At 65.8% G+C, this 13,333-nt stretch carries 11 protein-coding genes, 2 tRNA genes and 1 riboswitch; of the genes, 6 read left to right on the top strand and 7 right to left on the bottom strand.

What is annotated here, in order from left to right; all coding sequences use genetic code 11:
* Window positions 1-279: 279 nt before the first annotated feature.
* From E1263_RS38845 to E1263_RS38835, 3 genes are all read right to left on the bottom strand, one after another.
* Window positions 280-1,347, bottom strand: a complete 1,068-nt coding sequence (locus tag E1263_RS38845; RefSeq protein WP_165956900.1) for a ribonucleotide-diphosphate reductase subunit beta — start codon at window positions 1,345-1,347, stop codon at window positions 280-282.
* Window positions 1,344-4,241: a ribonucleoside-diphosphate reductase subunit alpha gene (locus E1263_RS38840; RefSeq protein WP_132176846.1), complete on the bottom strand. Its 2,898-nt coding sequence runs from the start codon at window positions 4,239-4,241 to the stop codon at window positions 1,344-1,346. Before E1263_RS38840 ends, E1263_RS38845 begins: the two co-directional genes overlap by 4 nt.
* A gap of 133 nt (window positions 4,242-4,374) precedes the next feature.
* Window positions 4,375-4,493, bottom strand: a riboswitch (cobalamin riboswitch).
* 58 nt (window positions 4,494-4,551) lie between these two features.
* The gene (locus E1263_RS38835) at window positions 4,552-5,133 is read right to left on the bottom strand and encodes a DinB family protein (RefSeq protein ID WP_132176844.1); all 582 of its coding nucleotides are present in this window, start codon (window positions 5,131-5,133) and stop codon (window positions 4,552-4,554) included.
* Window positions 5,134-5,338: 205 nt separating this feature from the next.
* Between E1263_RS38835 and E1263_RS38830 the strand changes: the two genes are divergently transcribed.
* Window positions 5,339-5,845 (top strand): FxLYD domain-containing protein, encoded by a 507-nt coding sequence (locus tag E1263_RS38830; protein ID WP_132176842.1) that lies wholly within the window; start codon window positions 5,339-5,341, stop codon window positions 5,843-5,845.
* Window positions 5,846-5,892: 47 nt separating this feature from the next.
* Here the strand turns inward: E1263_RS38830 and E1263_RS38825 are convergent, their stop codons facing one another.
* The 4 genes from E1263_RS38825 to E1263_RS38810 are packed head-to-tail and all read right to left on the bottom strand — an operon-like array spanning window position 5,893 to window position 9,367.
* Complete coding sequence (locus E1263_RS38825) at window positions 5,893-7,803, bottom strand: potassium transporter Kup (protein ID WP_238161967.1); 1,911 nt, start codon at window positions 7,801-7,803, stop codon at window positions 5,893-5,895.
* 29 nt (window positions 7,804-7,832) lie between these two features.
* Window positions 7,833-8,030, bottom strand: coding sequence for a hypothetical protein (locus E1263_RS38820; RefSeq protein ID WP_132176840.1), 198 nt, complete (start codon window positions 8,028-8,030; stop codon window positions 7,833-7,835).
* A 9-nt stretch (window positions 8,031-8,039) separates the two neighbouring features.
* Window positions 8,040-8,888 (bottom strand): 3-methyladenine DNA glycosylase, encoded by an 849-nt coding sequence (locus E1263_RS38815; protein WP_132176839.1) that lies wholly within the window; start codon window positions 8,886-8,888, stop codon window positions 8,040-8,042.
* Window positions 8,885-9,367 (bottom strand): GNAT family N-acetyltransferase, encoded by a 483-nt coding sequence (locus E1263_RS38810; protein WP_132176837.1) that lies wholly within the window; start codon window positions 9,365-9,367, stop codon window positions 8,885-8,887. The genes E1263_RS38815 and E1263_RS38810 overlap by 4 nt, the downstream gene beginning before the upstream one ends.
* A gap of 41 nt (window positions 9,368-9,408) precedes the next feature.
* Between E1263_RS38810 and E1263_RS38805 the strand changes: the two genes are divergently transcribed.
* The 5 genes from E1263_RS38805 (at window position 9,409) to E1263_RS38785 (ending at window position 12,970) form a co-directional block, all read left to right on the top strand.
* Entirely contained in the window at window positions 9,409-10,197 is a 789-nt protein-coding gene (locus E1263_RS38805; protein WP_132176835.1) for a fumarylacetoacetate hydrolase family protein, read from the top strand.
* On the top strand, window positions 10,190-11,722 hold the full coding sequence (gene gltX / locus E1263_RS38800; protein WP_132176833.1) for a glutamate--tRNA ligase: 1,533 nt from the start codon (window positions 10,190-10,192) through the stop codon (window positions 11,720-11,722). The genes E1263_RS38805 and gltX overlap by 8 nt, the downstream gene beginning before the upstream one ends.
* Entirely contained in the window at window positions 11,722-12,606 is an 885-nt protein-coding gene (locus tag E1263_RS38795) for a CPBP family intramembrane glutamic endopeptidase (RefSeq protein ID WP_132176831.1), read from the top strand. The genes gltX and E1263_RS38795 overlap by 1 nt, the downstream gene beginning before the upstream one ends.
* 138 nt (window positions 12,607-12,744) lie before the next feature.
* Window positions 12,745-12,816 (top strand) — tRNA-Gln (locus E1263_RS38790).
* Window positions 12,817-12,894: 78 nt separating this feature from the next.
* Window positions 12,895-12,970: transfer RNA gene (locus E1263_RS38785), tRNA-Glu, on the top strand.
* The last annotated feature ends 363 nt before the right edge of the window (window positions 12,971-13,333 follow it).

The raw sequence follows: 13,333 nt of genomic DNA, 5'->3' as shown, positions 1-13,333 counted from the left end.
CGGCCCCACGGATCCATCCAAGACCTGACACCAATCCAGGCCGAGCAGACTCACTACACTCACCGAACCCGTCTCGCCGAGGCCGGTTAACACCTAACGAAGCCTCCGGACACGCCGGGGCGGCTCAGGCTGACCCATGAGGTTGTGGGTGGGCTAGTCGCATGCGGTGGGCTCTCCCGCAACGGGATGGGCTGGCCCACCAAACGGGCGGGGTTAGGGGGAACGGCAGGAGCCGGGCGACCACAGTGGTTGCCCGGCTCCCGGCGTACTGCGTGAAATTCAGTCCCAGCTGAGGCCGGAGGACGACTGGTATTCGATGACGCGGGTTTCGAAGAAGTTCTTTTCCTTCTTGAGGTCCATGACTTCGGACATCCAGCCGAACGGGTTGCGGGTCTCGCCGAAGATGGGAGCGATGCCGATCTGCTCGGCGCGGCGGTCGGTGATGAAGTGCATGTACTGCTCACAGAGTTCGGACGTCAGGCCGAGCATGCCGTTGGGCATGGTGGCGCGGCCGTAGGCGACCTCGAGTTCGCAGGCTTCGGTGAGCATCTGGCGGACCTCGGCCTGGAAGGCCTCGGTCCACAGGTGCGGGTTCTCCTGCTTGATCTGGTTGATGCAGTCGATGCCGAAGTTCAGGTGGATCGACTCGTCGCGCAGGATGTACTGGTACTGCTCGGCGATCCCGACCATCTTGTTGCGGCGGCCGAGCGACAGGATCTGCGCGAAGCCGGTGTAGAACCACATGCCCTCGAAGACCACGTAGAACGCGATCAGGTCACGCAGGAACGCGGTGTCGGTCTCCGGCGTACCGGTCTTGAAGTCCGGGTCCTCCAGGTGCTGGGTGTACTTCAGCGCCCAGGCGTCCTTGTCGGAGATCGACGGCACCTCGCGGTACATGTTGAACAGCTCGCCCTCGTCGAGACCGAGCGACGTACAGATGTACTGGAAGGTGTGCGTGTGCACGGCCTCCTCGAACGCCTGGCGCAGCAGGTACTGCCGGCATTCGGGGTTGGTGAGCTGGCGGTAGACGGCGAGGACGATGTTGTTCGCGACCAGGGACTCCGCGGTGGCGAAGAAGCCGAGGTTGCGCTTCAGCATCATCCGCTCGTCGTCGGTCAGGCCGTCCTTGCTCTTCCACAGCGCGATGTCGGCCTGCATCGAGACCTCGGTCGGCATCCAGTGGTTGTTGCAGCCGGCCAGGTACTTCTCCCAGGCCCACGTGTACTTCAGCGGGAGCAACTGGTTGACGTCGGCGCGGGCGTTGATCATCGCCTTGTCGGAGACGCTGATCCGCTCGGCGCCGACGGTGATCGAGCCGAGCCCGGTCGCGTTGTCTGTGGTGGTCACTGGCAGGCCTCGCAGTCAGGGTCTTCGAGTGAGCAGATCGCTCCGGTCGGTTCGCCCAGCGGAGTGTCGTCGATGACCGACGGTGCGGTCACCGGCACGACCGCCGGAACAGCGGCCGGTACGGCGGCCGCGATGGTGGCGGAGACGGCGTTCAGCTTGCCGTCGGTGCCTTGCAGAGTCGACTTCTCGACGTGGGTCTTCGACTGCGAACGCAGGTAGTACGTCGTCTTCAGGCCGTAGCGCCACGCGTTGCGGTACAGCTCGTCGAGCGCCTTGCCGGACGGCGAAGCCATGTACAGGTTGAGCGACTGCGCCTGGTCGATCCACTTCTGGCGACGCGACGCGGACTTGATCAGCCACAGCGGGTCGATCTCGAACGCGGTCGCGTACAGCTCGCGCAGGTCGGCCGGGACGCGGTCGATGTTGGTCAGGATGCCGTCGTGGTATTTGAGGTCGGAGACCATCACCTGGTCCCACAGCCCGCGCGCCTTCAGGTCGTTGACCAGGTACGGGTTCGCGACCGTGAACTCACCGGACATGTTCGACTTCACGAACAGGTTCGAGTACGCCGGCTCGATCGACTGGCTGACCCCGCAGATGTTGGAGATCGTCGCCGTCGGCGCGATCGCCATCACGTTGGAGTTCCGCATGCCGTCGCGCAGCACCTTGGCGCGCAGGGTGTCCCAGTCGAGCGACTTGGCGTCGTCCAGGATCACGTCACCCTTGCGGGCCTCGCGCAGGATCTCCAGCGAGTCGATCGGCAGGATGCCCTTGCTCCACAGCGAACCCTCGTACGTCGAGTACGAGCCGCGCTCGGCGGCCAGGTCGCTCGAGGCCTCGATCGCGTGGTAGCTGATCGCCTCCATCGAGCTGTCGGCGAAGGCAATAGCAGCCTCCGACGAGTAAGGGATGCGGAGCGAGAACAGCGCGTCCGCGAAGCCCATCAGGCCGAGGCCGACCGGACGGTGCCGCTGGTTCGCGCGCTCCGACTCGGGCGTCGTGTAGAAGTTCACGTCGATGACGTTGTCGAGCATCCGGACCGCGGTCTTGACCGTGTCGCGGAGCAGGTCAGCGTCGAGACCGGTCTCGGTCAGGTGCGCGATCAGGTTGACCGAGCCCAGGTTGCAGACCGCGGTCTCGTCGACCGTCGTGTTCAGCGTGATCTCGGTGCACAGGTTCGACGAGTGCACGACCCCGCTGTGCTGCTGCGGCGAACGCAGGTTGCACGGGTCCTTGAAGGTGATCCACGGGTGACCGGTCTCGAACAGCACGGTCAGCATCCGGCGCCACAGGTCGAGCGCGCGGACCCGGCGGAAGACCCGGATCTCACCGCGGTCGGCGGCCGCCTCGTACTTCTCGTACGCCTCCTGGAACGCGGGCCCGAACAGGTCGTGCAGGTCCGGGACCTCGTCGGGGGAGAACAGCGTCCACTGACCGTCGGCCTCGACCCGCTGCAGGAACAGGTCAGGCACCCAGTTGGCCGTGTTCATGTCGTGCGTCCGGCGACGCTCGTCACCAGTGTTCTTGCGGAGATCGAGGAACTCCTCGATGTCCATGTGCCAGGTCTCGAGGTAGGCGCAGACCGCACCCTTGCGCTTGCCGCCCTGGTTGACCGCGACGGCAGTGTCGTTCGCGATCTTCAGGAACGGTACGACGCCCTGCGACTCACCGTTGGTGCCGCGGATCTTGGCGCCGATCCCGCGGACCGGGGTCCAGTCGTTGCCCAGACCGCCGGAGTACTTCGCCAGCATGGCGTTGTTGCGGATCCCGTTGAAGATGCCGGACAGGTCGTCGGCCACCGTGGTGAGGAAGCACGACGAGAGCTGCGGACGCGTCGTACCGGAGTTGAACAGGGTCGGCGTCGACGACATGAAGCGGAACGAGCTGAGCAGCTCGTAGAACTGGATCGCGCGGCCCTCGCGGTCCTCCTCGCGCAGCGCCATCCCCATCGCGACGCGCAGGAAGAACGCCTGCGGCAGCTCGAACCGGGTCTTGTCGATGTGCAGCAGGTAGCGGTCGTACAGCGTCTGCAGACCGAGGAAGGCGAAGTCCAGGTCGCGCTCGGGCTTGATCGCCGCGGACAGCCGGTCCAGGTCGAAGGTGGCCAGCTCGGGGTCGAGGAGGCCGGCTTCGATACCGGTCGAGATGTAGCGCGGGAAGTATTCGGGGTACGCCGTGGCCATGTCGGCCTGGCTGGCCTGCCGGGGCTCGCCGTGCACGCGGCCCAGCGCCTCGCGGCGGATCTGGTCCAGCAGCAGGCGGGAGGCGGCATAGCTGTACTGCGGCTCGGTCTCGACGTAGGACCGGGCGGCCATCACGAGGGCCAGCTCGACCTCGTGCTGGGCGATCCCGTCGTAGCAGGAGCCGATGGTCTCGTTCAGGATCTGCTCGGGGTCGACGGAGTCCAGCCCGGCGGCGGCCTCGGCGACGATCACGCGCAGCCGCTCGACGTCGAGCGGTGCCCGGGTCCCGTCGGCCTGGCGGACCGACACGACCGGCTTGGTCTCGACCAGCTCGGCGGCGTCCGACGGCGTGCGGGCCTTGGTCCGCTCCTCGCGGTACAGCACGTAGGCGCGGGCGACCTGATGCTCTCCCGCGCGCATCAGAGCAAGCTCGACCTGGTCCTGGATGTCCTCGACCTGGAGACTGCGGTGCGCGTCGCCACGTCGCGTCAGCGCCTCGACGACCCGGCCGGTCAGGTCGGTCACCAGGTCACGGACCCGGTGGGTGGCGCCGGCGTCGTTACCCTCGACGGCCAGGAACGCCTTGGTGACGGCGACCGAGATCTTGGTCGCGTCAAAAGGGGTGTTACTTCCATCGCGGCGGACGACGGTCAGCTGGGCCCCGTGGCCTGCCTCGTCGGCAGCCGATCGGGATGTGGAAGCGATGGTCACAGAAGCTCTTCTCTCCCTACGCGTGAAGGACCGCGACCTGAGAGAGCATGCATGACGGGACAGACAGCACCGGCCGGGATAGCTGTCGTCTCGCCCTGCGACCCGCCCTCGAGGTCTCGGACCGCGTGCACCGGCGGTGCACGCGCCGACGGCAGGTATCCGGACTCGCGGACGTAACCACCGTCCGCTCACCGTTGCGGGGCAGCTCCGGATTCGCACCGGATTCCCCTGACCGCCAGCGAGGAAGACTCTAAGTCGGTTGCTAGATCTAGTGGTAACCGACACGCCGGTGGAGCACATGTTGTGGTCCTCAGGCCGCGGCGCCATAGAGATCCTGTAACGTCATGATCTCTGATCCGTGATGAATCAGTTCGCGGTTGAGCCGTAACACGACGTGTCCGAACGGCTCGCCGGCGTCCAGCTCGGTCGCTTGGCTGAGCCCGACCGCGGCCACCTGATCCTCCGGCAGCGCCGCAATCCCGTCCTGCCAGGCCTCGACCCAATAGGTCAGCCAGGCCACCGCGTCCCGCGCATTCCCATGCAGCGTGATGTCCGCCCGGCTCTGCCGATGCGGGCCGAACGTCCACTCCCACCGCTCGAAGAACGTCTCGGTCAGATGCGCGATCAACCACGCAATCGTCCGTGGCCCCCGATGATCCGGCTCGTTGGGCCACTGCGCGACCCACTCACCCGAGCCCAGCGACCGGTGGTGACTCGGGAAATGCCGCCGTACGACGGTCAGTGCCTCGCCGCGCGGCTGCCAGAAGTACTGCTCGTCCGTGAGTTGCGCCAGCCGCCCCGACAAAACCATCCAACTGAACCCCAGTTGCCCCTGCACCATCGCCATCGCCGACGGCTCGTGCAGGATCTCCCAGTCGAACGCCTCCGGCATCGCAGATCCCCTCCAATCGAACATCTGTTCGAATTGAACCTCGTCGACGACCCGAAAGTCAATGCGGCTCAGACGCTTGAGAGCGAGACCGAATCGTGACTACGCAGCGTGGTGATCGGGAGTAGAGTCACGCGCAGTAACGCACCGGGGGAAACGGCCAACAGGCCGCGGTGCGACAGGTCATTGACCGTTCCGAGGGGGAATCGTGACGCAGTACCCGCAGCAGCCTGCCCAAAGTCCGCAACAGCAAGGGCCGCATTTCCTGCCGCCGCAGAAGAAGAAACACACTGTTCGCAATGTCCTTCTTGTCCTGCTGGTCCTGTGTTTTCTCGGGGTCGGCGGGTGCCTGGCGGTGGTCGGGATGGCCGGCAACGAACTGGCCAAGAGTGTGGACACGTCGACGGAGAAGAACGCACCGCGTGATGTGGCCGTGGGCAAGGCGTTCTCGATCGGCAAGCACGAGACGCTGGCCGGCTGGACCGTCAAGAACGAGGCCGGGATGTTCGCCGTGAGTGGGAAGGTGAAGAACGTCGAGACGACGACGTCCACGGCATTCCTGCACTTCAAGTTCCTGAGTGCCACCGGCGAGGTTCTGGGCAATGTTCAGTGCAACAGCAGTGATCTCGAGCCAGGGCAGACGCAGGCTTTGAACTGCATTCCGGACGGGAAATTCGGGAAGTACGTGAAGGTGACGGCCGAAGCGACGTTCTAGTGCCGAGCTGCCGGATTTCTGGATCCGGCAGCCTTCACTGTGGGTGGTCAGACGGTGATCTGGGAGCCGACGATGACCACCTGTTCGCGGGGGAGGTGGAAGTACTCGGCGGCGTCGGCGGTGATGGCGGTGGTGGCGAGGAAGATGTGTTTGCGCCAGCGGGGCATGCCGGGGGTGTCGCCCAGTTTGAGCTCGATGGCGGACAGGAAGTACGAGGTGTCGTCGGGGTCGACGGTGAGCTCGGTGCTTTGGGCGGCGGCCTGTTCGAGGATCGCGGGGACGTTGGCGTTCTCGACGTAGCCCAGGCGGGCGGTGACGTGGATGATGCCGTCGTCGGTGTAGCCGAGGTCGTCGACGATGATGCGCTCGTCGTCGGGGACGTGCGGGACGGTGAGGGTCTCGATCGACAGGATGACCACGTTGCGGTGCAGGACGTGGTTGTGCTCGACGTTGGCGCGCATGGCGAGCGGGACGGTGGTGTTGCCGCGGTTCAGGAAGACCGCCGTACCGGCGACGCGGGTGATCGGGCGCTCGTGCAGGGTGTCGATGAACTCCCGGAGCGCGCCTTCCTCGCGTTCGCGCTTGGCGGTGACGAGCTGGCGGCCCTGCTGCCAGGTGGTCAGCACGATGAAGACGGTGACCGCGATCAGCAGCGGCAGCCAGGCGCCGTGGACGAACTTGGTCAGGTTCGCGCCCAGGAAGAGCAGTTCGACGGTGAGGAAGAACGCTGCACCGACGATGACCATCCACAACGGCTTCTGCCATTGCTTACGGACGATGTAGAAGAACAGCAGCGAGTTGATGACGATCGTCCCGGTGACCGCCATACCGAAGGCGAAGGCCAGCGCGGCCGAGGTCTCGAAGGCGAAGACCAGGGTCAGTACGGCGATCATCAGCGCCCAGTTCACCCACGGGACGTAGATCTGGCCGGCCGTCTCGGTCGACGTGTACTTGATCCGCAGCCGCGGCAGGTAGCCGAGCTGAACCGCCTGGTGGGCAACGGAGAAGGCGCCGGTGATGACGGCCTGCGAGGCGATCACAGTGGCCATGGTGGCCAGGACGACCATCGGGATGCGGCCCCACTCGGGCACCAGCAGGAAGAAGGGGCTGGTGTACGCGTTCGGGTCCGACAGCACCAGGGCGCCCTGGCCGAGGTAGCTCAGGATGCAGGCCGGGAAGACCATGAACAGCCAGGCCCGCGTGATCGGCTGACGACCGAAGTGGCCGAGGTCGGCGTACAGGGCTTCGGCGCCGGTGATCGCCAGTACGACGGCCGCGAGCGCGAAGAACGCCGTACCGAAGTGGCCGGTCAGAAAGCCGAGCGCATAGGTGGGGGAGAGCGCCTTGAGGATGCTCGGGTGGTCGACGATGCCGCCGATCCCGCAGACCGCGAGCACGGTGAACCACACGATCATGATCGGGCCGAACGACCGGCCGATCCGGCCGCTGCCGTGCTTCTGCACGCTGAACAGCCCGATGATGATGACCGCGGTGATCGGCACCACCCAGGCGTCCAGGCCGGGCTGGATCACCTTCACACCCTCGACCGCGGACAGCACCGAGATGGCCGGGGTGATCATCGAGTCGCCGAAGAACAGCGACGCCCCGAAGATGCCGAGCCCGGCCAGGATCACCGTCGTCCGGCGTCCGCTCGACTTGCCGGTGTTCTGGATCAGGGTGATCATCGCGAGGATGCCGCCCTCGCCGTGGTTGTCGGCGCGCAGCACCAGCAGCACGTACTTGAGCGTCACGATGATCGTCACCGACCAGAAGATCAGCGAGATGATCCCGTAGACGTTCCCGGTGGAGACCGGCACCGGGTGCGGGTCGCTCGGGTTGAAGATCGTCTGGATCGTGTAGATCGGACTGGTCCCGATGTCGCCGAAGACGACGCCGAGGGCGCCGATCATCAAAGCGGCCTTGGCCGGGGTCCGTACCCCCGTGGTCTGGCTCGTCACGCCCACCATGGAACCACGGGCCCGGTGCATTACTTCTTCTGGCGCGGCCCCCGGATCGCGACGAACAGCAGCGAGATGCCGAACGCGGCGACGATCGGGCCGACGATGGCCCACAGCGAACTACCGGTCATCGAGCTGCCCTTGAGATAGCCGAGTCCCTGCAGAGCCCAGACGACGCCGAGCACGGTCAGGAGCAGGCCGAAAGCGATCGAGACAATCTTTCCCATGGACGGAGGTTAGACCAGCAATTCGTCGCACAGGGCAACGAGTTGCTCGCGCAGTGGCTTGGACCGGGTCGCAAAGTCGCGCTGGGCGGCCGCGTACTCGGCCTTACCGGCGGCCGTTTCGATCCGAACCGGCTCGTAACCAAGCGGCGCCAGATCGTACGGCGACGCACGCATGTCGAGCGTACGGATGTCCCGCGCCAGCTCGAAACAGTCCAGAACAAGAGCGCTCGGGGTGAACGGCACGAGCTTGGTGGCCCACTTGTAGAGGTCCATGTTGGCGTGCAGACAGCCGCCCTGTTCGAGGCCCTGCTGTGACTCACGGGTCGGCTGCAACACGTTCAACGGCCGCGCCTCGTCGGTGAAGAACCGGAAGGCATCGAAGTGCGAGCAGCCGATCTTGTGCGACTCGACCACCTGATCGGTGCCCTCGGCCCCCAAACGCAACGGCCACTTCTCATGCCGTACGGCGTCCGCCCGGTAAACCATCGCCCATTCGTGCAGCCCGAAACATCCGAACTGTGGTTGCCGCTCCAGCGTTGCTCCCAGCAACTGCCGGATCCACGTGATGCTGTCCGTCCGCCGCTCGATCTCACCCGGATCGAGCTGGGCGGCGCCGTCCACCACCACGTAGCCACGGCGATCGCCGTACTCAGGAGCGTCGAGCAACCGGATGCCGGGGCCGGGGTGCCAGATCCGGAGCTGGTTCGGGCGCGCGGAGTAATAGGTGAAGAGGAAGTCCTCCACCGGATGCGACTCGCGGCGCTGCTTGCGGGCCAGATGGCCGGCCAGCAAAGCGTCGGCGCGCGAAAAGTGAGCCTGCTGGAGTGGTTCCCAGTCAGATCTGAGCAGAGTGGTCACAGGTCGAGTTCATAGGCGTAGAGATCGATACCGGGGATGGGGGACCAGTCGCGCTCCGGCAGTCGCTTGAACCCGAGCCGCTCGTAGATGCGGTGTGCTGTCTTCATAGACACAGCTGTGCTGAGCACGATGCGCGGCAGGCCGAGCTCACGCGTCCGCTCGATACAGCGACGGGTCAGAGCGGTCCCGATCCCCAGCCCACGCGCGCGTCCGGCGACGCCGAGCATCCGGAATTCACCCTCGTGATCCAGCCCGATCTCCCGGTAGCCGGAGCCTGGCGGGCAGTACGTGACTGTGCCGAGCAGGCCCTCTTCATCGACGGCGACCCATAGCTCGCCGTCCGCCGCGCGAGCCGCCGCAGCACGCAGTGTGACGGCGTACTCACCCCGGACGGGACCGTCGTGGCTGTAGGCCTCGAAGGTCAGTTCGCCGACGGCGTCGTACTCCTCCGGAGAGGCCTGGCGGATCTCGGTGGTCACCGCACCACTGTCTCATTCCTGCCCGGCGGTAGGCTCGGCCCGTGCGTATCGCCAGATTTTCCGTCGACGACGAACCGAAGTACGGCATCGTCGAGACCGACGACCCCGAGGGCCTCGTCGGTACTGTCGCCCTCCTCGACTCCGACCCGCTCTACCGGCCGGTCCAGCTCACCGGGGAGGTTCTGCAGCTGGCCGACGTCCGGCTGCTGTCTCCGGTGATCCCGCGCAGCAAGGTGGTCTGTGTCGGGCGTAACTACGCCGCGCACGCCGCCGAGCTGGGCAACGAGGTGCCGAAGGAGCCGATGATCTTCCTGAAGCCGAACACCTCGGTGGTCGGCCCGCTGGACGGCATCGTCTACCCCGAGCAGACCAACGACCTGCAGTTCGAGGGTGAGCTGGCGATCGTGATCGGCCGGATCTGCCGCGATCTGCCCAAGGAGCGCGCCGAAGAGGTGATCTTCGGCTACACGATCGCCAACGACGTGACGGCCCGCGACCTGCAGAAGTCCGACGGCCAGTGGGCCCGGGCCAAGGGGTACGACACGTTCTGCCCGCTCGGACCGTGGATCCAGACCGATCTTGACGTGGCGGATCTGCGGGTGACAACGACTCTGAACGGTGACCTCAAGCAGGACGGGCGGACTTCGCAGTTCATCTTCGACATCCCGACCGTCCTGGCCTACATCACCTCGTTCACGACGCTGCTGCCCGGCGACGTCGTACTGACCGGGACCCCGGCCGGGGTCGGCCCGATGCTGCCCGGCGACTCGGTCTCGATCACCGTCGAAGGCCTCGGGACCCTGACGAACAGGGTGATTGTGCGTGACTGAGCGGCCCGCTCGCGACGACACCGACGTCCTGGGCGGCCTGAGACCGGAGCAGGTCCGGGTCCGGTTCCCACCGTCCCCGACTGGCCTGCTCACGGTCGGCAACATCCGCAGTGCCTTGTTCAACTGGGCCTTCGCCCGGCACTACGGCGGCACGCTCGTGCTCCGGATCGAAGACACCGACCAGACCCGGAACACCCCTGAGGCGCTGGACTACACGCTCGACGCACTGCAGTGGCTCGGCCTGACCTGGGACGAAGGTCCCGGTGTCGGCGGCGATGCGGGCCCGTATCTGCAGTCCGAGCGGATGGACATCTACGCCGGCATCGTCACCAAGCTGATGGCGGCCGGCAAGGCATATCAGTGTTACTGCTCGCAGGAGGAGCTCGACGACCGCCGCGATGCCGCTCGCGACGCCGGACTACCCAGTGGGTACGACGGCCACTGTCGCGAGCTGACCTCTGAGCAGTCCAAGGTGTTTGTCGACGAGGGTCGCCGCGCGGTGGTCCGGCTGCGGATGCCGGATCGGCCGATCGTGTTCGACGATCTGGTCCGCGGCGAGATCACGTTCCTGCCGGAGAACCTCGGCGACTATGTCCTGGTCCGCGCGAACGGCTACCCGCTCTACCCGCTGGTGAACCCGGTCGACGACGCCCTGATGAACATCACCCATGTGCTGCGGGGCGAAGACCTGCTGTCCTCGACGCCGCGCCAGATCGCCTTGTACGAGGCGCTCGCCGAGATCGGTATCGGCAGCGGCCGGACGCCCCGCTTCGGCCACCTCCCGATGGTGATGGGCTCCGAGGGCAACAAGAAACTGTCCAAGCGCGACGCCGGTGCCGGTCTGGACGACTACCGGACCCAGGGCTTCCTGCCCGAGGGTCTGCTGAACTACCTGGGCCTGCTCGGCTGGTCGATCGCCGACGACCGCGACGTGTTCACGCTGGCCGAGATGATCGAGGCCTTCGACATCCGCAAGGTGAACTCGAACGCGGCCCGCTTCGACCAGAAGAAGTGCGAGGCCATCAACGCCGCGCACATGCGGATGCTGCCGCAGGACGAATTCGCCGCGCGCACCGTCCCCTTCCTGGTCAAGGCCGGTTACCTGCCCACGGCTCCGAGCGACGAACAACTCGCCGTACTGAGGGCTTCGGTTCCGCTCGTGCAAGAGCGGATGGATACGCTGGGCGAGTCGGTCGAGCTGCTCGGCTTCCTCTTCGCCGGTGACGACTTCAAGATCGAGCCGGACGCCGCTGCGAAGGTCCTGGCGGGTGACGCCGGCACTGTGCTCGAGGCCTCGGCCAAGGCGCTGAAGGATGTCGAGTGGACCACCGCGGCGATCGAAGCCGCCTTGCGAGCCTCGCTGGTCGACGGCCTCGGCCTGAAGCCGAAGAAGGCCTTCGGCCCGGTCCGCGTCGCTGTCTCCGGCCGCCGCGTCTCGCCCCCGTTGTTCGAATCGATGGAGCTGCTCGGGCGCGAGACGTCGCTGCGCCGCATCGAGCAGGCACGCGTGAAAGTGGAGCACTGATGGCACCGACGTACCAACGACTCCTGAAGAACGACCAAGCCCCCACCGGGTACGTCGTTCTGGGCGCCCTGACCATCCTTGTCGGCTGGATGATCGCGGGGTTCGTGTTCCTGAGCATCGGGCGGGCGATCCGGGTGGACCCGCCGGGGACCACGTCGTGGAGCACGCTCCTGATGACGAACTTCTACCTGATCTCGCTGATCCCGCTGAGCATGGGCGTCGCGCGGCTGTTGAACCGGCAGGCGCCGGGACTGCTGTCCTCGGTGGTCGGCCGGTTGCGGTGGAAGCCGCTGGCGTGGTTCGCCGTCGTCGCGATCGCTCTTGAGCTCCTGGCTCTGCTGGTCCTCAAGACCGGTCTGGTCAGCGTGCTCGACAACGACAAGACCGGTATGGCGCCCGACGTCGTCGGCGTGATCGTGGTCGTCTTGCTGACGTCGACGTTCCAGGCGGCGGGGGAGGAGTACTTCTTCCGCGGCTACCTGTTGCAGGGGGTCGGTGCGTTCGTCCGGAACCCGCTCGTCGCGGTCCTGGTCACGACGGTGCTCTTCACCATCGCGCACGGCGTCTGGCCGTGGGAGAGCCCGGCTCTGTTCCTCGACCGGTTCGCCTTCGGCCTGGTCGCGGGCTTCCTCGCGATCCGCACCGGCGGCCTCGAAGCCCCGATCGCGGTTCACGCCGCCAACAACGTCGTGACCTTCGTGTACGCCGCCCTGACCAACAGCGTCGGCACCAGCCTCGGAGCCACCGATGCCCCGTGGTCGCTGGTCATTCTCGACGTGGTGAAGTTCGTGGCCTTCGGCGCGATCGTCCTGCTGGTCAGCCGTCGGCAGAACCTCGAGACGACCTGCAAGCTACCGCTGGCGCAGCTTCCGAGACTCGTGTGACGCGAGTGACAACCCGCCCACGGGACCTCGTTTTGGTGTCCGGCGGTTGCCTCGGGTAAGCTCTCCGAGCCGGGATGGTGAGGGCGGAAACAACCTCTCCAGACCAGTGCAGCGTTGTTTTTAAAGAAGAAATGCCTTTGGGGTATGGGGTAATTGGCAGCCCGTCTGATTCTGGTTCAGTTAGTCTAGGTTCGAGTCCTAGTACCCCAGCGGATTGGACCGCACCGATGAAAATCGGTAAAGTTCAACCTCGTTGCCCGGTCCGCAAAGACCGGTCAGCAAAACTCTGGCCCCGTTGTGTAGCGGCCTAGCACGCCGCCCTCTCAAGGCGGTAGCGCGGGTTCGAATCCCGTCGGGGCTACCAGAGCGAAGACCCTCAACCTCCTGGTTGGGGGTCTTTTTCGTTGTCCTCCTGAGCGGCCCACCCAATTGCCCAAAGACACGCCAACCCACCCTTGGGTACGACCGCCATCTTTGAGCACGGGTCAACCATGTTCGCGGCCGAAATGTGGTTGGTGGGTACTCAAAGTGGCGCCGGCCCTGCTGGTGGGTGCCCAAAGACACGGCGACCCACCTTTGGGGGCGATGGGCGACTTTGGGTACGGGTCAACCATGCGTGCGGCGGGAATGTGGTTGGTGGGTGCCCAAAGGTGGGCGGACGTGTCTTTGGGGGCCTGTCAACCATATCTGTCTCTTATACACAGCTGAAGCTGCCGACGAAGCTAGA

The organism is Kribbella antibiotica (assembly GCF_004349055.1).
GTDB lineage: Bacteria > Actinomycetota > Actinomycetes > Propionibacteriales > Kribbellaceae > Kribbella > Kribbella antibiotica.
The sequence above is the reverse complement of the archived record's forward strand: the minus strand, read 5'-3'. Positions and strand labels throughout refer to the sequence as shown.